The sequence below is a fragment of the Roseicyclus amphidinii genome, from assembly GCF_030163755.1.
Taxonomy (GTDB): Bacteria; Pseudomonadota; Alphaproteobacteria; order Rhodobacterales; family Rhodobacteraceae; genus Roseicyclus; species Roseicyclus amphidinii.
The window spans coordinates 1-19,821 of the sequence record NZ_JASJOE010000053.1 but is presented as its reverse complement, the minus strand read 5'-3'; the positions used below and the strand labels follow the sequence as shown (position 1 = coordinate 19,821).

Below are 19,821 nucleotides of genomic sequence, written 5' to 3'. Positions count from 1 at the left end.
GGGGTCCGGGGCGCTCCGACCGGGCCGCCCCCTGTCGCAGGGTCAGCTTCGCTGATCCGCATCCCGCCAGGGGCAGCGCCACCGCGCACCACCCGACCCCGCTCGACCCCGGCCACGACGCGCCACACCCGCACCCGGCACCCTGCAAGGCGCGCGCCTTGCGACGAACCCCGCGCGGGGTCCGCGTCCCGCGCGCGCGGGCCGGGCGCCCGGCACACCCCAAGGCGCTCAGCCCGACCCGTAGCCGCCCGGCGTGGGCGTGGTCACGATCACCGCCTCGCCCGGCTCCAGCACCGTCTGGTCGCAGGCCCTGAGCCGCTCGACGCGGCCATCCGCCCGCCGCACCTCGGTCCGGCCGAGCTGCCCGTCGCCGCCCCCCGCGATGCCCCGCGGGGGCGCGGCGCGATGCGAGGACAGGATCGCGCAATCCATCCGCTCGAGAAACCGCAGGCAGCGCTCCGTCCCGTCGCCCGCCGCGAACGCCCCCTGCCCGCCGGACCCGGGCCGCAACGCGAACCGCTCCAACAGCACCGGAAAGCGCATCTCCAGCACCTCCGGGTCGGTCAGGCGCGAGTTCGTCATGTGGGTATGCACCCCCGAGGTTCCGGCGAACCCGCGCCCCGAGTTCATCACCCCCGCGGGCGAGCCGGAACAGATCGTCTCGTAATACTGGTAGGTCGCGTTGCCGAAGGTCAGGTTGTTCATCGTCCCCTGCGCATTCGCCAGCACCCCCAACGCGCCGAAGACGGCATTGGTCACATGCTGCGAGGTCTCCACGTTGCCCGCCACCACCGCGCGCGGATAGGCGGGTTTCAGCATCGACCCCTCGGGGATCACGATGCGGATCGGGCGCAGGCAGCCTGCATTCATCGGGACCTGTGCCTCGACCATCACGCGGAAGCAATAGAGGACCGCCGCCCGCGTCACCGGTTCGGGCGCGTTGAAGTTGTTGTCCGTCGCCTCGGACGTGCCGGTGAAATCCACCACGGCCTCGCGCGCGTCACGGTCAACCGTGATCTTCACGCGGATCACCTGCCCGGTGTCCGTGGGATATTCATAGGAACACTCCTCCAGCCGCCCGATCAGGCGGGCGACCTCTTCGGCGGCGTTGTCCTGCACATGGCCCATGTAGGCCTCGACCGTCTCCAGCCCGAACTCCGCCACCATGCGGCGCAACTCCGCCGCGCCGCGCTCGTTGGCGGCGACCTGCGCCTTCAGATCGGCGATGTTCTGGTCGGGGTTGCGCGCGGGATATGCGTGGTCGGTCAGAAGATCGCGCAGAGCCTCCTCGCGGAAGGTGCCGTCGCGGGCCAGCAGGAAGTTGTCGAAGAGCACGCCTTCCTCATCGACGGTCTTCGCCAGCGGCGTCATCGAGCCGGGCGCGGTGCCCCCCACATCGGCGTGATGCCCGCGGGACGCCGCCCAGAACAGGATCGTCTCCCCCGCATCGTCGAACACCGGCGAGACGACCGTGATGTCGGGCAGATGCGTGCCGCCATTGTAGGGCGCGTTCAAGGCAAAGACATCGCCGGGGCGGATCGACCCCTCGTTCAGGCGGATCACGGTTTCCACGCTGCGGTCCATCGAGCCGAGATGGACGGGCATGTGCGGCGCATTCGCCACCAGCGCCCCGTCGCGGTCGAAGACGGCGCAGGAGAAATCGAGCCGTTCCTTGATGTTGACCGAATGGGCGGTGTTCTGAAGCGCCACGCCCATCTGCTCGGCGATGTTCATGAAGAGGTTGTTGAACACCTCGAGCAGGATCGGATCGGCCTCGGTGGTCCCCGCCGCCGATGTCCGCGCCATGCGCTCGTGTCGCCGCATCACGATGTCGTCCCGCCCGGTCAGCTCGGCGGTCCAGCCGGGCTCGACCACGATGGTCTGGTTGGCTTCGATGATGAGGGCCGGACCCTTGACCCGGTCGCCGGGCGACAGCGCCTCGCGCGGGTAGACCGCGGCCTCGACCCAGTCGTTCTTGCAGAAGACCGGCACGCGGGTGTCGCTGGCCGCCTCGCGCGCGTCGGTGCGGGCGACATCCGCCGCGCCGGTCTCGTGCGGGGCTTCGGTGATCTCGACCTCGACGGCCTCGACCGTCACCGGCTTGTCGGGCGAGACGAAGCCGAATTGCGCCTTGTGCGCGGCTTCGAACTCGGCGCGCGCGGCCCGTGCGTCGCCCGACCACTCCACCGGCAAGGCGGTGTCGGTGCCCGCGTAGCGCAGGTGAAGCCGCGTCACCGTGCTGGCCGCCGCGGCGTCCACGCCCTGCTCGGTGACCTCGGCGGTCACGGCGTCGGTCAACTGCGCCTGAAGCGCCGCGATGGCGGCGAGGCTGCCCTCGCCCAGCTCCTCGACCAGCGCCTGCTGGCGGCTGGCCGAGACGGTCGCGCGCCCGATGCCGTAGGCCGACAGAAGCCCCGAAAGCGGGTGGATCAGCACCGCCTCCATCCCCAGCGCGTCGGCGACAAGGCAGGCATGCTGCCCCGCCGCGCCGCCGAAGGCATTCAGGAGATACTTGGTCACGTCATAGCCGCGCTGGACGCTGATCTTCTTGATCGCGTTGGCCATGTTCTCGATGGCGATGGTCAGGAAGCCCTCGGCCACCTCCTCGGGGGATTTGCCCTCGGCCTCCGCGATCTTGGCGAAAAGGGACCGGACGACCGCGTCATCCAGCGCCGCGTCCTGGTCGGGGCCGAAGACGCGGGGGAAGAACTCGGGGCGCAGCTTGCCCAGCATGACGTTCGCATCCGTCACCGTCAGCGGCCCGCCGCGGCGGTAGCAGGCGGGGCCGGGGTTCGCGCCCGCGCTGTCGGGGCCGACGCGGAAGCGGCCCGGCTCGGCATGCAGGATCGAGCCGCCACCGGCGGCGACGGTGTGGATACGCATCATCGGCGCGCGGATGCGCACGCCCGCGACCTCGGTGTCGAAGGCGCGCTCGTAGCCGCCCGCGAAATGCGCCACGTCGGTGGAGGTGCCGCCCATGTCGAAGCCGATGACCTTCTCGAAACCGGCGTCATTCGCCGTCTCGACCATGCCGACGACACCGCCCGCGGGGCCGGACAGGATCGCGTCCTTGCCCTGGAATTTCTCGGCCGCCGTCATGCCGCCCGAGGACATCATGAATTGCAGCGTCGGGCCGGGTTCGCCCGCGGGCGTGGCCCCAAGCGCATCGGCCACGCGGGCGACGTAGCGGCGCAGGATGGGGGAGAGGTAGGCGTCAACGACCGTCGTGTCGCCGCGGCCCACCAGCTTCACGAGGGGCGAGACCTCGTGGCTGACGGAGACCTGGCCAAAGCCCATGCCGCGCACCATTTCGGCCAGCGCGGCCTCGTGATCGGGCGTCTTCCACGCGTGCATCAGCACGATGGCCACCGCGTCGATCCCGTCGGCCTTCGCCGCCTCCAGCTGCGCGGCCAGTGGCGCCATGTCCAGCGGCGTCTCGACCGCCCCATCGGCGCGCAGGCGTTCGTCAACCTCGATCACCCGCTCATAGAGCTGTTCGGGCAGCAGGATCTCCTTGGCGAAGATATCCGGCCGCGCCTGGTAGGCGATGCGCAGCGCGTCGCGGAACCCCTTGGTGATCAACAACAAGGTCCGGTCGCCCTTGCGCTCGAGCAGCGCGTTGGTGGCGACCGTCGTGCCCATCTTGACCGTGCCGATGCGGGCGGGGTCAATGGTGCCGCCGAGCAGACGGCGGATGCCCTCGATCGCGGCATCCTCGTAGGCCTCGGGGTTTTCGGACAGAAGCTTGAGCGGATGCACCGCGCCGACCCCGTCGCGGCCCACCACATCGGTGAAGGTGCCGCCCCGGTCGATCCAGAAATCCCATGTTTCGGGCACAGCGACATCGGCCATTCCGGACCTCCCCCTCACGGTATCGAATACCCTTGGGTCGGCCAGAATGGGGGCGGCGTCAACCGCGATGTGACAGTGTCAGCAGTCGAGCGTCATCCGCCGTTCCCAGTCAGTCAGGTGGCGGGTGTAGTCGATCCACTCGGCATGCTTGTAGCGCACCAGCGCGGCTGCGGCCTCGGCCCCGATACCGTCGCAGAGCGCGGTGTCGGCCTCGAACGCGCGCACCGCATCGAGCAGGTTCAAGGGCAGTTTCGGCGCATCGACCGTGTGGCCCTCGACATACATGTCGATGTCGAGGCGCTGGCCCGGATCGGCCTTGGTGGCGATCCCGTCCAGCCCCGCGGCAAGGATCGCGGCGGGCAGGAGATAGGGGTTCGCCGCGCCATCGGCCAGCCGCACCTCGAGCCGGTTGCTGTCGGGGATGCGCACCATGTGGGTGCGGTTGTTGCCGCCATAGCTGATCGTGTTGGGCGACCATGTCGCGCCCGAGGTGGTGACCGGCGCGTTCAATCTTTTATAAGAATTGACCGTGGGGTTGAGGACCGCGGTCAGCGCGGGCGCGTGGCCGATCAGACCGCCGAGGAAAGCATAGGCGGTGTCGGACAGGCCAAGCTCTCCGTCGCCCTTGAAGAGGTTCGCGCCGGCCTTGTTCCAGAGCGAGACATGGGCATGACAGCCGTTGCCGGTCAGCTCGGCGAAGGGCTTGGGCATGAAGGTCGCGCGCAGCCCGTGTTTCTCGGCCACGGCGCGTGCCATGAACTTGAAGAAGGTGTGGCGGTCGGCGGTGACCAGCGCGTCGTCGTAATCCCAGTTCATCTCGAACTGGCCGTTCGCGTCCTCGTGGTCGTTCTGGTAGGGGTTCCAGCCGAGGTCGAGCATATAGGAACAGATCTCGGCGATCACGTCATAGCGCCGCATCAGCGCGTCCTGATCGTAGCAGGGTTTGACCTGCACATCAGCGGGGTCCGAGATGGATTTGCCGTCGGGCGTGGTCAGGAAGAACTCGCATTCCACGCCGTGTTTCATCTGGATGTCCTGCGCCGCGGCGCGGGCCATGACCTGTTGCAACACGACGCGCGGGGCCTTGGCGAAGGGCGCGCCCTTGAAATGGATGTCGGCGGCGAGCCAGCCGACCTCGGGCTTCCAGGGCAGCTGGATCAGGCTGGCGGGGTCGGGAATGGCGAGGATGTCGGCATCCGCGGGCGACATGTCGAGCCAGGCGGCAAAGCCTGCGAAGCCCGCGCCGTTCTCGGCCATGTCGGCGATGGCCTGCGCGGGGGCGAGTTTCGCGCGCTGCACGCCCAGAAGGTCGGTGAAGGAGATCAGGAAGAACCTGATGCCCTTCTCTTTCGCCACTGCTGCAAGATCGGTCATGTCGGGTCCCCTTTACTCTGTCTTCTGTCCGGTCAGCTCTGGCCGGGTATCCAGCTTGTGCCCGCCAGCGGCACGCCCGCCATGGCGGCGCTTTCCACCGTCAGCGCCACGAGATCCTCGGGTTCGAGGTTCAGGACGTGGCTTTTGCCGCAGGCGCGCGCGATGGTCTGCAATTCCAGCGTCATGACGCCGAGGTAATTGGCGAGCCTCCGCCCCGCCGCCACCGGGTCGAGGCGCGAGGCGAGCGCGGGGTTCTGCGTGGTGATCCCCGCGGGGTCGTTGCCCTCGTGCCAGTCGTCATAGGCCCCGGCGGTCGTGCCCATGGCGCGGTAGTCGTCTTCCCATTTCGGATCGTTGTCGCCCAAGGCGACCAACGCCGCCGTCCCGATGGAGACCGCGTCGGCCCCCAGCGCCAGCGCCTTGGCCACGTCCGCGCCGTTGCGGATGCCGCCCGACACGATCAGCTGCACCGTGCGGTGCATGCCCAGATCCTTCAGCGCCTGCACGGCGGGGCGGATCGCGGCGAGCGTGGGGATACCCACATGCTCGATGAAGACGTTTTGCGTGGCCGCCGTGCCGCCCTGCATGCCGTCCAGCACCACGGCATCCGCGCCCGCCTTCACGGCCAGCGCCACGTCGTAATAGGGGCGCGACGCGCCCACCTTGATGTAGATGGGCACCTGCCAGCCGGTGATCTCGCGCAGCTCGGCGATCTTGATCTCGAGGTCGTCCGGCCCGGTCCAGTCGGGATGACGGCAGGCGCTGCGTTGGTCGATGCCCTGGGGCAGCGTGCGCATCGCGGCGACGCGTTCGTTGATCTTCTGTCCCAGAAGCATCCCGCCGCCGCCGGGCTTGGCACCCTGCCCCACGACAACCTCGATGGCGTCGGCCTTGCGCAAATCGTCGGGGTTCATGCCGTAACGGGACGGCAGAAGCTGGTAAACGAGCTTGTTGGAATGCTCGCGCTCTTCCGGCGTCATGCCGCCGTCGCCGGTGGTGGTGGAGGTTCCCGCCGCGTTCGCGCCGCGGCCCAGCGCCTCTTTTGCCTGCGCGGAGAGCGAGCCGAAGGACATGCCCGCGATGGTGATGGGGGTCTTGAGGACGATGGGCTTGGCCGCATGGCGCGCGCCGATCACGACCTCGGTCTCGCATTTCTCGCGGTAGCCTTCGAGCGGGTAGCGCGACATGGAGGCCCCGAGGAAGAGCAGGTCGTCTAAATGCGGCAAAGGCCGCTTCGCGCCGCCGCCGCGGATGTCGTAGATGCCGGTGGCCGCCGCGCGGCGGATTTCCGAGAGCGTGTAATCGTCGAAGGTCGCGGATTTCACCGGCGTGGTGCGCGGGGTGCCGCCGGGCGGGTTGGACTGGTCGGTCATGGCATGTCCCTCAATAAGCGCCGGCGTTGTCGATCTTGAAATGGTAGAGCTGCCGGGCCGAGCCGTAGCGGCGGAACTCGGCCGGGTCGGCGTAAAGCCCCGCGCGGTCCATCAGCTGCGCGACAAGGGCGATGTGTTCGGGCCGCATCTCCTTCTCGATGCAGTCGGTGCCGAGCCGGTCGACGCTGCCGCGCACGAAGATCTGCGCCTCGTAGATCGAGTCGCCCAGATCGGGGCCCGCGTCGCCCAGCACGACAAGGTTGCCCGCCTGCGCCATGAAGGCCGACATGTGGCCCACGTTGCCGCCGACGACGATGTCGACGCCCTTCATCGAGATGCCGCAACGGGCCGAGGCATTGCCCTCGATCACGACAAGGCCGCCATGGCCCGTGGCCCCCGCCGATTGGCTGGCATCGCCGGTCACGCGGACCACGCCCGACATGATGTTCTCGGCCAGCCCGGTGCCAGCGTTCCCCTCGATGGTGATCTCGGCCAGCTTGTTCATGCCGCCCGCGTAATAGCCCGTGTGGCCCTTGATCGTGACCGAAACGGGGTGTTGCAGCCCGCAGGCCAGCGCATGCTTGCCGCCGGGGTTGGCGAGCGTGAAGGCCCCTTCGGTCGCGGCCTGCAGCGTGGCGTTCGCCTCGCGCACCGTGGTGTCGGACAGGTCGATCAGGCCGGTGTTGGTCAGCGTCATGGTCATGCCGCCACCGCCCTGGCTTCGCCGCCCCAGCTGTAGACGACGCCCGGCTCCGGTTCCCAGATACGGGCGTTTTCCACGCCGGGCAGCGGGGCTATGGCGCGGAACTCGCTGGCCATGGCGACCCATTGGTCGGTTTCGGCCAGCACGGCGGGCTTGCAGGCGATGGGGTCGCGCAGAACGGCGAAGCCGTCGCGGGTGCCGATGGTCAGCGTGTAGAACCCGTCGAGCCGGTTCAGCGCGGCGTGTAGCGCCTGCTTCAGGCTGTCGCCCTCGCGCATGCGCCAGGCGAGGAAGGCGGCGGCGACCTCGCTGTCGTTCTCGGTCTGGAGCCGCTCGCCGCGGGCCTCGAGGAAGGCGCGCAGAAGGTGGTGGTTGGAGAGAGAGCCGTTGTGGACAAGGCAGGTGTCCGGCCCGGTCGAGAACGGGTGCGAGCCGGAGATGGTCACGGCGCTTTCGGTGGCCATGCGCGTATGCGCGATGCCATGGGTACCCGAGCGGGACTCGAGGCCGAAGGTGCGGGCGACGTCCATCGGGTCGCCGATGCCCTTGAAGATCTCGATGGCCTCGCCGCTGGCGGTGACGGTGACCTGCGGGAAGGTCTCGATCAAGTGGGCGCGCGCGGCGCGCAGGTCGCCCCAGACGCGCAGGAGCGCGTGATCGGCGATGGTCTCGACCTCGACGGCGGCACCGGTCGCCTGCGTGAGCGAGGCCGCGACGGCCTTCCAGTCGGTGCAAAGCGGCCCGAGGCACGACAGCGTGGGATGCGGCGCGCCGTCACGGTAGATCGCAAACCCCGCGCTGTCGGGGCCGCGTTCGGTCATCTCGGCCAACATCGGCGCCATGAGCGCACCGAGCCGCGGCTGAAGGGCTGGGTCCTTGAGGAAGAGGCCAACGATTCCACACATGACGATCCCTCCGCGGTGGTTGGAGGGGAAGATGCGTCACGGAGGCTGACCTGTCAACAGGAGTGAAATCATTTTCCTGACAGGAAAATCACTCCGGCGGGGGTGTCACGATGATCGAGAGGTATTTCGCGGGCAGGTCCGCGAAGCCCTCGGGGCCGTGGGGGGCGAGCGCGTCGAAGAAAAGCGCGTCGCCGGGGGCAAGGTCGTAGTGGCGGTCGCCGTGGCGGTAGGTGACGCTCCCTTCGAGCATGTAGATGAATTCGTGACCGGGGTGCTGGAAGGTGTCATGCGCCGCGCCGCCCTCGTCGATGGTGATGAGAAAGGGCTCGATCTTGGTGGCGGAGCGCAGGGAGTGGCCGAGGAGTTCATAGACATGCCCCGCCCGCGTGCCGCGGCGGTCGATGCGCACGCCTTGGCCTGCGGGGACATAGCTGCAATCGCGGCGATCCTCGAAATCCTGGAAGAACATCGAGATCGGCACGTTCAGCGCGGCGGCCAGCGCCTGCAAGGTCGTGAGCGAGGGCGAGGTCTGGCCATTCTCGATCTTCGAGAGCATCCCCACCGACAGCCCCGCCGAGCGCGCGAGGTCCGAGAGCGTCACGTCCAGCCCCTGCCGGAGCGCGCGCACCTTGCGGCCGATGGCATCCTCCAGCCGGTCGGCGGGCGGGGTCGTCTCGGGGGTCTGCATGGGCCTGCCTCCTCGCGTCGGTGCGGGGGCAGTCTAGGCGCGGGCGCGGCGGGCGGGAAGCGGGTTCAGGGTGGATCGGGCAACCAGCCGTGGTAGAGCGGCGCGTCGGGGGGGAGCGGCAGGGCCACGGGCTGGCCGCCCGCGCGGATCGAGGCGTAGATCGCGGTAACCAGCTCGATGGAGCGGCGGCCCTGGGCCAGCGTCACCTCGGCCCCGGCGCGGCCTGCCAGCGCCTCGGCCACGGCCTGCAGGTAGCCGGTGAAGCCGGTGGCCTGCGGCGGCACCTCGGCCAGCGCGGCATCGACCTGTTCTTGTGTCACGGGGGGCCGCGCGATGAAGCGCCACGGCGCGGCGGCGGGCGCATAGGGCAGCGTGCCGCTTTCGGCGGTGAGCCCCGCAAAGCAGAGGCGCAGGCGGCTGGTGTCCTCGCCCGCGCCCAGCGTGACGGAACTGGTGGCGAGCGCCCCGCTCTCCATGCGGAAGATGAGGGCCGCGCAATCCTCGGTCTCGATCGGGTTCACGCGGGTCGCGGCCTGCGCCGTGACCTCGGCCACGGGGCCGAGGATGTGGCAGAGCAGGTCATGGGCGTGGATCGCGTGACCCAGAAGCGCGCCGCCGGATTCGCCCGCCCATGTGCCGCGCCACGGGATGTCATAGTAAGCCGCGCCGCGGTTCCAATGGGTCTCGAGGCTGGCGACGAAGGGGGTGCCGGTCAGCCCCGCCTTTTGCAGCGCCGCAAGCTGCGCCAGCGCGGGGCCGTAGCGATACTGGAAGACGGGGAAGACGTGGCGGTTGGCTTTTTCGGCGGCGGCCTCCAGCTGGTCCACCTCGGCCAGCGAGCGGGCGAGCGGCTTTTCGCAGATCACGTGCTTGCCCGCCTCCAGCGCGCGGAGCGCCACGGGGACATGCAGATGCGGCGGCAGGCAGATGTCGATGACGTCGATCTTGGGGTCGGCGAGTACGGCGTCGAGATCGACGGTGACGGCGATGGCGGGGTCGCCACCGGTGGCGGCCTGCGCGCGGGCGGTGTCGAGGTCGCAGAGCGTGGTGACCGCGAAAAGCTCGGGCAGCGCGCGGTAGCCCGCGAGATGCTCGGCCCCGATCCCTGCGCCGATGATGGCGGTGCGGATCATGCGCGCGCGCCTTCGGCCATGGCCTGCGCGCGGAGCGCCAGCTCGCAGACGGTGAAGGCGTGGGCCTGCGGCATGGCGGTCTCGGAGCGGTCGCGGATATCGGCGAGGAGCCGCGCGAAATAGGGCAGGCCCGCGGTGGAGGCGTCGATCCGCTCGCAGCGGGTGGCGTTGACGAGGATCAGGTGGTCGGTGCCGTCATGGCCCACATCGACGTATTTGCGCAGCTCGATATACCCCTCGGTCCCGAGGATCGTCAGCCGCCCGTCGCCCCATGTGGGCAGCGCGTCGGGGGTATACCAATCGACGCGGATATAGCCGTGGCCTTGCGGGGAGCGCAGGGCGATCTCGCCGAAATCCTGAAGGCCGGGGTCGTCGGGATTGGCGTAATTGCCGACGGAGGCCAGCGTGATCTCGGCCTCGGTGGAGCCGGTGAAGTAGAGGAACTGGTCGATCTGGTGGCTGGCGATGTCGGTCAGGATGCCGCCATAGGCGTCGCGGTCGAAGAACCAGTCGGGGCGCGTGGCGCGGTTCAGGCGGTGGGGGCCGAGGCCGACGGTCTGGATCACGCGGCCGATGGCGCCCTCGGCCACCAGCTCGGCGGCGCGGGTGACGGCGGGAACCTCGAAGCGTTCGGAGAAATCGACCGACCAGATGCGGCCCGTGGCGGCCACGGTGGCGCGGATCGCGTCGAGTTGCTCCATCGTGGTGCAGCCGGGCTTGTCGGACATCACGTCCTTGCCCGCCTCCATCGCCTTCACGGCCCATGCGGCGCGGTCGCGGGGGATGCCCGAGAGCAGGATCAGCGCGATGGAGGGGTCATCCAGCAGCGCCTCGGGCGAGGCGGCGCGGGGCACGTCGGGGAACCGCTCGAGGAAACCCGCCTCGGTGCCCGGATGCCCCTCGGTCCACCAGCCGGCGAAGCTGGCGCCCGCCTCGATCAGGTTGGCGGCCATGCCGTAGACATGGCGGTGGTCGATGCCGATGGCGGCGAAACGGAGGGTCATGGTCGGACTTTCGTGAGTTCGTCCTCGCGGGCCGAACGGATGAGGGCGTCGATCAGGTCGTGGACGGCAAGCGCGTCGGTGCCGGTGATGGCGGGGGCGCGGTTTTCGGTGAGGGCCGCGGCGAAGTCTTCGATCACGGCGCGGTGCCAGTCGTGGGTGAAGGCCATGGGATCGGCCCCGCCCCCGGTGCCGCCCGCCGCGCCCTGCACCTCGTGGCGGCCGTCGCGCCAGTTGACGTGCAACTCGCCCGCCTGAAGGTGCAGGCTGGCGCGGTCATAGTGGAGCGTGATGGATTCCGCGCCGCCGGGGAAACTGGCGGTCGAGGCCACGAGCGAGCCCGCCGCGCCATTGGCAAAGCGCAGGCCCGCGGCGACGATATCCTCGGCCTCCATCCGGTGAAAACGGGTGGTGGTGGCCATGGCGCGCACCGCCTCGACCGGACCGGCGAGCGACAGGGCAAGGTCGAGCGTGTGGATGGCTTGGGAGATCAGCACGCCGCCGCCGTCGCGGGCATAGGTGCCGCGGCCCGGTTCGTCGTAATAGGACTGGTCGCGCCACCATGGCACCTCGATCTGCACAAGGCCGAGGGGGCCGAGATCGCCCGTGGCGACGAGGCGTGCCGCCGCGAGGGAGGCCGCGCGCATGCGGTGCTGGAACACCACGCCGAGGCGGACGCCCGCATCCTCGCAGATCGCCACCACCTCGCGCGCCTCGGCGGCGGTGCGGCCCATGGGTTTCTCGAGCAGGATATGCTTGCCCGCGCGGGCGAGCGGGCCGATCACCTCGGCGCGCGCGTCGGGGGGCGTGAGGATGATGGCGAAATCGACGCTGTCGTCGGCGGCGACAGAGGCGAGGTCGGGATGCACCGTGACCGGCTGGCCGGTCAGCGCCTCGGCCCGGTCGGCCAGCGCGCGGGCGCGGTCGGGCGAGCGGGACTGGATGGCGTGGAGCGTGACGCCCGAGGCCTCGGCACAGGCCGCGACGTGGGTCGCCGCGACCATGCCGGCCCCGATCAGGGCGGCGCGTTTCGGGGTGTCTTGATGCATGCTGAGACGGGCCTCCCCCTCCCGCGCGGGCCTGTGTGCGCGCGACACTGTCACAGCCGCGGGGGGTTGTGAAGCGAGGGCGGTCAGGCCCGGTCGAGGGGGGCCAGGAGGGCCGCCTCGGTCTCGGCCCAGCAGGTGCGGAGCCGGGGGGCCGTGTCGGGGTCGGGGGTGCCGCCGCCGCGCAACAGGGTTTCGAGAGCGGCCAGTTCGGCACGGAGCGCCAGCGCCCCGAAGACCGCCGCAGAGCCGGATGTGTGATGCACCGCGCTGGCCAGATCGGGGCCGCTCTCGCCCTGCTCGAGCCGCTGCGCGAGGCTTGCCACGGCCTCGGCCGTCTCGTCGCGGAAGGCGGTCATCAGCTCGGCGAATTTCTCGGGGCCCAGCGCCTCGGCCAGGTGGTCGATCTGCTCGTGGTCGATGAGGTCGGGCGACGGGGTTTGCGGGGATAGCGGGGGTGACAGGGGCCGCGGCGGAGCGGCGGGGGCAGGATGCGGCGGGCTGGGCGCGAGACCGGCCAGCACCGCGCGCAGGGCCTGACGCGAGATCGGCTTGACGAGGATGTCATCCACGCCCGCGGCGCGGAAGCGTTCCTTGTCGGCGGTGGAGGCATGGGCGGTCAGCGCGACGATGGGCAGGGAGATGCCGCGCGCCTCGGTCTGGCGGATCGCGCGGGTCGCGGAGACGCCGTCGAGCACCGGCATGGAGATGTCCATCAGGACGATGTCATAGGAGGCGCCGGCCACCTTCTCGACGCCCTGTTGACCGTCATGGGCCTCGTCGACGGTGTGGCCGTCCTGTTCCAGCATGTCGCGCAGGACGACGCGGTTGATGTGGTTGTCCTCGACGATGAGCACTTTCATGGGGCGGGCCGGGGCGACCTCGGGCAGGGGGGCCGGGACGGGCGCCACGGCCTCGGCCCCTTGCTGGTCGGAGGCCGCGGGCAAGGGCAGGTGCAGGCGGAAGGTGCTGCCCGCGCCCTTGACGCTTTCGACGGCGATCTCGCCGCCCATGGCGGTCACCAGCCGCCGCACGATGCCCAGCCCGAGCCCGGTGCCGCCCACCGCGCGGCTGTAGGAGGTGTCGAGCGTCACGAAATCCTCGAACACGCGCTCGAGATCGGCGGCGTCGATGCCGATGCCGTCGTCGATCACGCGGAACTCGATCATCCCGGTTTCGGGCAGGCGCGCGGCCTCGATCGAGATGGTGCCGTTTCGGGTGAACTTGATGGCGTTGCTCAGGAGGTTCAGAAGCACCTGCCGCAGGCGGGTCTGGTCGCCCGTCACACGGTCCAGGTCATCGCCCTCCAGCCGGTGCGACAGCCCGTTGCCGCGGGCCGCGGCAAGGCCGCGCTGGCCCTCGACCAGCTCGTTGAGGAAGGCGGGGAGCGAGAAAGCCTCGTTGGCAAGGATCATCTTGCCCGCCTCGACGCGCGAGATCTCGAGCACGGTGTCGACATGGTAGAGCAGCTGCCGCCCCGAGGTGCGGATCATGTCGAGATACTGGCGGTCCTTCGGCGGCCGGTCGGTGCCGTCCAGCAGGTCGAGCGTGCCGAGCATTCCGTTCAGTGGCGTGCGCATTTCGTGGCTCATCACGGCGATCAGCTCGGCCTTGGCCTTTTCGCCTGCGACGGCCTCGTCGCGGGCCTTGATCAACTCGCGCTCGGCGGCGACGCGGTGAGAGATGTCGCGCAGGAAGGAGATGAACACCTCGCCGTCCCGGGTCGCCGCGGTGGAGACCGACAGCTCGACCGGGAAGACCTCGCCGGACTTGCGCCGCGCCTCGAGGCGGATGCGGCCCTTGCCGATGACGCGTTTCTCGCCGGTGGTGCGGTAGCGGTGCATCCCGGCCGAATGGGCTTCCCTGTAATGGTCGGGGACGATCAGGTCCTCCATCGGGGCACCCACCGCCTCGGCGCGGGTGTAGCCGAAGATCTGTTCGGCCGCGCCGTTGAACTCGAGCACGCGGCCCTCGTCATCGGCGACGAGGACAGCATCGAGCGAGGTGGCGATGATCGAGGCGAGCCGCGCGCGGGTCTGGCCCTCGGCGAGGGCGTTGCGGCGTTCCTTGCGGACGAAATACGCCTGCAGCATCAACAGGATCACCATGGCGAGAAACAGCGCACCGGTCACGTTGGCAACCCGCGCGAGGGTGCTGGCGACGCTGATGCGCTGCCCGTCTGCCACCTCGGCCAGAACGGCGACGCCGGTCAGCGACACCGTGCGGACATCCTCGCGGGCCGCGTCCGCACCGGCGGCGAGCGCCGGAAGCGCCGCGGCGAGGGTCGCGTCATCGCCGTCGATCGCCCCGACGGCCGATGCGAGGAAGGCGTCGAGCCGGATGAGGGCCGCGAAGGCCTCGGGGTCGTCGCGGACGGCGGCAAAGATCGGGCTGGTCTCGAGGATGGTGACACGGCTGTAGAAGATATCGAAGCGACGGCGCAGCGCGCGCAGGGCCGCGGCGTCGCCGGTCTCGGCCTGCTCGATGGCGAGGGCAAGCGCCAGAAGCTCGACCTCGGCCTGCGAAATCGACCATTGCGCGCTGTCGGCATTGGCGGAGGCAAGCCGGTCGATCTCGGTGCGGACCTGCCGCCCCATCTCGACCAGCATGGCGAGAACCAGAAGGGCCCCCGCCACCAGGGCGACCACGCCCAGCGCGAGGGCAAGGCGCCCTTCGCCGAAGCGGCGCGCGCTGCGCGACGGGGGCTTGGGCCTGACGGTCAGGGCTGCACCTCGATCCGGGCGAGTTGCCAGATGCTGCGCGCATAGGTCACCTCGGAGCGATATTCGGCCACGTTGTCATAGGGATAGACCAGCCAGAGCGGGCCCTTGTCACGCACGCTCATCTCTTCGCCGTTGCGCAGGAAGGCGATGATCGGCCCCCCTTCGACGGCATCGGAGACGGGGATTTCGACGGCGTAATCGTTGAGCGCGACGGCGCGCAGGATGTCCCCCTCGGCCTCGAGGGCGGCCAGAAGGTCGACCAGCTCGACACCGACGAAGGTCTGGGGGCCATCGGTCCAGATCGTTTCCGTCTCGAACTCGGTGGTGCCAAGCCTGACGAGCAGCTCGAGATCCAGCAGGGCCTCGTCACCGGCGTTGGTCTGGCCGATCGCGCCAGAGACGGTCAACAGAACATCGCCCCTCGCCGGTTCGAGGGCCGAGGCGGCGGTTGCCACCAGAAGGGCCGCGGGAAGAGCGAGGGTCGGGATCAATAGGCCAAAGGGCATTGCGCGCGTCCTTTCGTATCGACAAAGGCGTCCCGCTCAGGATGCCACAGCGCAAACCCCCGGTCAGTTGCGCATAAGGATAGCGTTTGCACTTAAGATGACCAGTGCGGGACGCAGGCGCGGGAGCTGGCGGTGTCAGATCAGCAGCCGTTCACGCCCGAGGATCGCGGCATGGGCGCGGTTTCGCGCCCCCAGCTTGCGGCAGATCGTGCGCATGTGCATCTTGATCGAAACCTCGGACACGGCCAGGCCGCGGGCGATGTCCTTGTTGGTGCGGCCCTCGGCGGCAAGCCGCAGGATGTGCAGCTCGCGCTCGTTCAGCGCAGTCTCCTCCTGCGCGCCGGGTGGGATGACGGGCAGGAAGGTCTGCCCGGAATGGATCAGCTGCAGGGCGCTGCCCAGCGACTTGAGAGGCAGGTCCTTGGGGATATGGCCCTTGACGCCGACCGCCACGCATTCATCGACGAAACGGCGCTCGGCCTGTCCGGTGAACAGGACGACGCCGCCCTCGCCCGCGGCCTTGCACACCTTCTGCACCGAGGGCAGGCCGTCCATTCCGGGCATCTTGAGATCCAGCAAGACGATGTCGAATTGCGCGTGTTTGAGCTCGGCGAGAAGTTCGGGAAGGGTCGTCACCACATCGACGGTATAATCCTCCGATGCCTCCAGCGATTGCGCTACGGCCTGTCCGAGAAGAACATGGTCATCGGCGATGATGACCTTGACCAAATCCGACATTCAATTCTCCATCTTCCCATAATGCATACCATGGCACACGTCATCGGAAGACGGAAAACTCCGCCCCGGCAGACGCCTGCCCCATTAGACTGGAATGCAGCCCAGTCACGAAATACGGAAAACACTGTCCGCCGCGGCGCTTGGGCCGTGGCGCGTGCGTTGACACTATGAAACGAGCACGCCCATGGCTATCGCAACTTTAGTGACCAACGCAACTATCGTTCAACACCTGAACGGCAAGAAAATTCACGCGCCCCTTACCCCGCCGACAGAGGCCCCCGACACAGGCCGCCGACACAGGCCGCCGGGCGAACGGATCACGCGATTGCCCCGGCGCAGGCTGCCGGCCCTTTATCAGCGCCCGCGGGCTTCGCGGGAATGACCTCCATTACAGGGCCGCACGCAAGATGCGCACCCAGGGCGCAGGACAGACGCACGGATCCGGCTGAAACCCCAGCTCTGCTTCTTGAAGTAAACCCCTCATAAGTATATATTATTTCCTGACACCTCCGACTGATTGACAGCGCACACTACCGCCCCGATACTGCTGGGCAACATTGCGTGGGCCGCCTGGTCGACCCGAACCTGATTGGCGTTTTGGTGCCGTGGTGATTTCCACGGGTGCGTCATATCCACAAGAACGAGGCATTTTCAGGCGTGAGCGAGACAATCGCCATAACCGATTTCGATTTCGAGACCCATGACGCCGATATGGACGCGCTTATCGCGGCATGGCTTCCCGAGATCGAGGCCGCCGCCGAAGTGCATGTGCCCGACGACCGGTTCATGTCCTTTCTCGTGGCCGGGCTGAGATTGGGCGCGCGATCCAAGAGCCTCAAGGGCTTCAACATGATGGAGGTCATCAACAAGGCCGGTTATTCGCGGTCGACCTTCTTTCGTCTGTTCGAAGGCTACACCGGGTTCCTGTTCAAGGGCTACCAGCTGACATGCCGACTTTCGGTCATCGTTTACCGGAAACACCTGCAAGGGCGGGAATTGAGCCTGGATGAGTTTTGCACGTTCACGGCCGATGTCTTTTACGGGGCGAATTGTTCGATTCCGAATGAAGTGATCCAGATGCTTTGGCGGGAACATGACCTGACGCATCAGCAGTTCCATCCGCATCTGGGCGAGCTTGCGCCGATGATCCGCGATTACCTCGCCGCCAATCCGCAGACCGGGCACCTGGCCATCGACGTGGAGGAACTGGACGGCGTGCTGAAGACGCTGGACCTTGTGATCCTCAACGCGCGGATCGAGGGTGACGCGCTTTGGGGCACGCCGTTCTACTACAAGAAGCTCCGCAAGATGATCAAAGGCTACCTGATCACCTGCGCGTAAGGCCCGCCCGAGCGCCGGACCGGCCCCGAGAGGCCGTGCCGAAGACGGCAGTTTTTCCCGATCCGACCCTGACGCCAGCCGCGACGCGGCGTAGCCTGCTCATGCGGGCCGCGCCCGCGTGGCGCTGCAGGCGCCGTCGCCGCGATCCAGTGCGGCCGGCCTCCACGCGAATCGTCCCGACTCGGCGGCAGCAGCCCGGATGGACCGCTGCGCGATGGTAGCCGCGTGACCCTGCGGAAGCTTTTGCAAGACAAGAAAAGTTTTTCGAAAATTATACTTTGGCGTCTTTATTGATTACCTTTAGTTATATTTTACATCTATGGTTATTTTAAATGTTCTTTAGCGCGATCTACGGCGCATCCGAAACCGTTTAGTGTGGTCATTAGTTGTTCAGGTCACCTTCTGACAATGACACCATCCGAACGAGGAGCAACCGGATCATGACACACGCAATCAAGACTTTTTTCCGCACCGAAAGCGGCGCAACCGCCATCGAATACGGCCTGATCGCCGCGGGCATCGGCGTTGCGATCGTGGCCGTGGTGAACGGCGTAGGGACATCGATCATCGACAACTTCAACACTGTCATCACCGAGCTTGGCGGCACGCCCCCTGAATGACACGGCCCTGCGCCGGGATCGAGACAGGTCTCGATCCTGCGGCGCCGCATCCGGGCCGGGCAGATGTCCCCGAACCCGCCCGGCCCGGATGCGCCCAGACCCAGCGGCATCTTGCGGAGGCTCCACAGCTTCGGGCGCGACAGAGGAAGGCGCGCCCCGTCCCTCCGGTCAGGATGACGCGCATCGCGTGACAGGACATGCCCGTGTTTGGAAAGAAACGACGTGACCCGGACCCGACCGGGAAAGGCCCGCAGGCCACGTCCCCCGCGCCGGAGGTCGTGGCCTTTGCGCCGGTCGAAGCCCCGTCCGGCGACGAGGGCGCGGCACGACAGGGGATCGACGGCCGCTACCGCGACACCAAGGCCGCCGTCTTTGCCCGGCTGATCGAGCTGCTCGACCCCAGCGAGTTGTTGCGCCTCGATGTCGAACAGGGGCGCGCGCTGCTGGCGCGGATCATCAGCGAGGTGATCACCGGCGACCGGATGCAGGTGGCGGCCTCGGAAGAGCGCGCGCTTCTCAACGAGATTGCCGACGACATGCTTGGCTACGGGCCGCTCGAGCGGCTTCTGGTCGATCCCGACGTGTCGGAGATCATGGTGAACGGCCCCGGCCCTATCCACGTGGAGCGCAACGGCCTGCTGTCGCGCAGCGCGGTGCAGTTCGACGATGCCGACCAGCTGTTGAACGTGTGCCAGCGCATCGTGAGCCTTGTCGGGCGCAGGGTCGACGAGGCGAGCCCGATCTGCGACGCGCGGCTGCAGGACGGCAGCCGGGTGAACGTGGTGCTGCCACCGATCGCGCTGGACGGTCCGGTGCTGACGATCCGGCGCTTCCGGCGCGACCGGATCACCCTGAAGGAAATGGAGCAGCGCGGCGCGATCACCGGCCCCGGTGCGGAGCTTCTGCGCATCATCGCGGCGACGCGCTGCAACGTGATGATCGTGGGCGGCACCGGGTCGGGCAAGACGACGCTGCTGAACGTGCTGAGTTCGCAGGTCAGCGGCGGCGACCGGATCGTCACCTGCGAGGACACCGCCGAGTTGCAGCTGGAGCAACCCCACGTCGTGCGGATGGAGACGCGCCCCCCCAACATCGAAGGCGAGGGCGAGATCAGCATGCGCGACCTGGTGCGCAACGCGCTGCGGATGCGGCCCGACCGCATCATCGTGGGCGAGGTGCGCGGCCCCGAGGCCTTTGACCTGATGCAGGCGATGAACACCGGGCACGACGGCTCGATGGGCACGTTGCATGCCAATTCCCCCGAGGAGGCGATCACGCGGATGACCTCGCTGATCACGATGGGTTACCCGTCGCTGCAGGCCGAGATGATCCGCGCGATGTTCGCTTCGGCGGTGGATATCCTCGTGCAGGTCGAGCGCCTGCGCGACGGCGCGCGCAAGGTCACCCGCATCGCCGAGGTCGAGGGGCACGGGGGCGCGGGCGCGGATGACGAGATCCGGCTGCGGCCGCTGATGCATTACGAGGTCGACACCGAGGATGCGCAATCGGGTGCTGCGCGCACCGGGCGGCACGTTCTGGTCAACGCCCCGAGCGAGGTCTTCATCCAGCGCGCCCGCTACCACGGCGAGGGCGACCGGCTGGCGCGGCTCCTGCGCGGGCGGGCCGGGCCCGACGGCGGGGTCGCACGGACGGAGGAGATGCACGGAGCATGAGTTTCCTTGCCGATCCCGCCCTGTTCCGAACGCTCGTGATCGTCTTCGTGGTCTCGGCGGTCGGGTTCCTTCTGCTGTGGCAGGCCGAGCGCCGCCGGGTGCTGCGCCGGATGGAGGCGGTGGTCGAGGCCGCGCGCGCCGCAGG

15 protein-coding genes are annotated in these 19,821 nt (G+C 68.5%); 3 read left to right on the top strand and 12 right to left on the bottom strand.

Going from position 1 to position 19,821, the window contains the following annotated elements; all coding sequences use genetic code 11:
* Positions 1–228 precede the first annotated feature (228 nt).
* From QQK83_RS15145 to QQK83_RS15090, 12 genes are all read right to left on the bottom strand, one after another.
* Positions 229–3,852 carry a hydantoinase B/oxoprolinase family protein gene (locus tag QQK83_RS15145; protein ID WP_284265644.1) on the bottom strand — a complete coding sequence of 1,208 codons (3,624 nt, stop codon included), beginning with the start codon at positions 3,850–3,852 and terminating at the stop codon, positions 229–231.
* Between the two features lie 78 nt (positions 3,853–3,930).
* Positions 3,931–5,226: a type III glutamate--ammonia ligase gene (gene glnT, locus QQK83_RS15140; protein ID WP_284265642.1), complete on the bottom strand. Its 1,296-nt coding sequence runs from the start codon at positions 5,224–5,226 to the stop codon at positions 3,931–3,933.
* A 32-nt stretch (positions 5,227–5,258) separates the two neighbouring features.
* Positions 5,259–6,599, bottom strand: a complete 1,341-nt coding sequence (locus tag QQK83_RS15135; RefSeq protein ID WP_284265640.1) for an FMN-binding glutamate synthase family protein — start codon at positions 6,597–6,599, stop codon at positions 5,259–5,261.
* Positions 6,600–6,609: 10 nt separating this feature from the next.
* Positions 6,610–7,302: a GltB/FmdC/FwdC-like GXGXG domain-containing protein gene (locus tag QQK83_RS15130; RefSeq protein WP_284265638.1), complete on the bottom strand. Its 693-nt coding sequence runs from the start codon at positions 7,300–7,302 to the stop codon at positions 6,610–6,612.
* Positions 7,299–8,207: a class II glutamine amidotransferase gene (locus QQK83_RS15125; RefSeq protein WP_284265636.1), complete on the bottom strand. Its 909-nt coding sequence runs from the start codon at positions 8,205–8,207 to the stop codon at positions 7,299–7,301. The genes QQK83_RS15130 and QQK83_RS15125 overlap by 4 nt, the downstream gene beginning before the upstream one ends.
* Positions 8,208–8,295: 88 nt before the next feature.
* On the bottom strand, positions 8,296–8,895 hold the full coding sequence (locus QQK83_RS15120) for a helix-turn-helix domain-containing protein (RefSeq protein WP_284265634.1): 600 nt from the start codon (positions 8,893–8,895) through the stop codon (positions 8,296–8,298).
* Between the two features lie 65 nt (positions 8,896–8,960).
* Positions 8,961–10,028, bottom strand: coding sequence for a Gfo/Idh/MocA family protein (locus QQK83_RS15115; protein ID WP_284265632.1), 1,068 nt, complete (start codon positions 10,026–10,028; stop codon positions 8,961–8,963).
* Positions 10,025–11,032, bottom strand: a complete 1,008-nt coding sequence (locus tag QQK83_RS15110; protein WP_284265630.1) for a Gfo/Idh/MocA family protein — start codon at positions 11,030–11,032, stop codon at positions 10,025–10,027. Before QQK83_RS15110 ends, QQK83_RS15115 begins: the two co-directional genes overlap by 4 nt.
* Positions 11,029–12,078: a Gfo/Idh/MocA family protein gene (locus QQK83_RS15105; protein ID WP_284265628.1), complete on the bottom strand. Its 1,050-nt coding sequence runs from the start codon at positions 12,076–12,078 to the stop codon at positions 11,029–11,031. The genes QQK83_RS15110 and QQK83_RS15105 overlap by 4 nt, the downstream gene beginning before the upstream one ends.
* Before the next feature lie 83 nt (positions 12,079–12,161).
* On the bottom strand, positions 12,162–14,723 hold the full coding sequence (locus QQK83_RS15100) for a PAS domain-containing hybrid sensor histidine kinase/response regulator (protein ID WP_284265626.1): 2,562 nt from the start codon (positions 14,721–14,723) through the stop codon (positions 12,162–12,164).
* 71 nt (positions 14,724–14,794) lie between these two features.
* The gene (locus tag QQK83_RS15095) at positions 14,795–15,253 is read right to left on the bottom strand and encodes a putative pterin-binding protein (RefSeq protein ID WP_284265623.1); all 459 of its coding nucleotides are present in this window, start codon (positions 15,251–15,253) and stop codon (positions 14,795–14,797) included.
* Between the two features lie 186 nt (positions 15,254–15,439).
* Positions 15,440–16,042: a response regulator transcription factor gene (locus QQK83_RS15090; protein ID WP_284265621.1), complete on the bottom strand. Its 603-nt coding sequence runs from the start codon at positions 16,040–16,042 to the stop codon at positions 15,440–15,442.
* 657 nt (positions 16,043–16,699) lie between these two features.
* On the opposite strand from QQK83_RS15090, the gene QQK83_RS15085 reads away from it, so the two are divergent.
* From QQK83_RS15085 to QQK83_RS15075, 3 genes are all read left to right on the top strand, one after another.
* Positions 16,700–17,383 (top strand): hypothetical protein, encoded by a 684-nt coding sequence (locus QQK83_RS15085; protein ID WP_284265619.1) that lies wholly within the window; start codon positions 16,700–16,702, stop codon positions 17,381–17,383.
* A gap of 440 nt (positions 17,384–17,823) precedes the next feature.
* Positions 17,824–18,003, top strand: coding sequence for a Flp family type IVb pilin (locus QQK83_RS15080; protein WP_284265617.1), 180 nt, complete (start codon positions 17,824–17,826; stop codon positions 18,001–18,003).
* A gap of 197 nt (positions 18,004–18,200) precedes the next feature.
* Positions 18,201–19,676 (top strand): CpaF family protein, encoded by a 1,476-nt coding sequence (locus tag QQK83_RS15075; RefSeq protein WP_284265614.1) that lies wholly within the window; start codon positions 18,201–18,203, stop codon positions 19,674–19,676.
* The last annotated feature ends 145 nt before the right edge of the window (positions 19,677–19,821 follow it).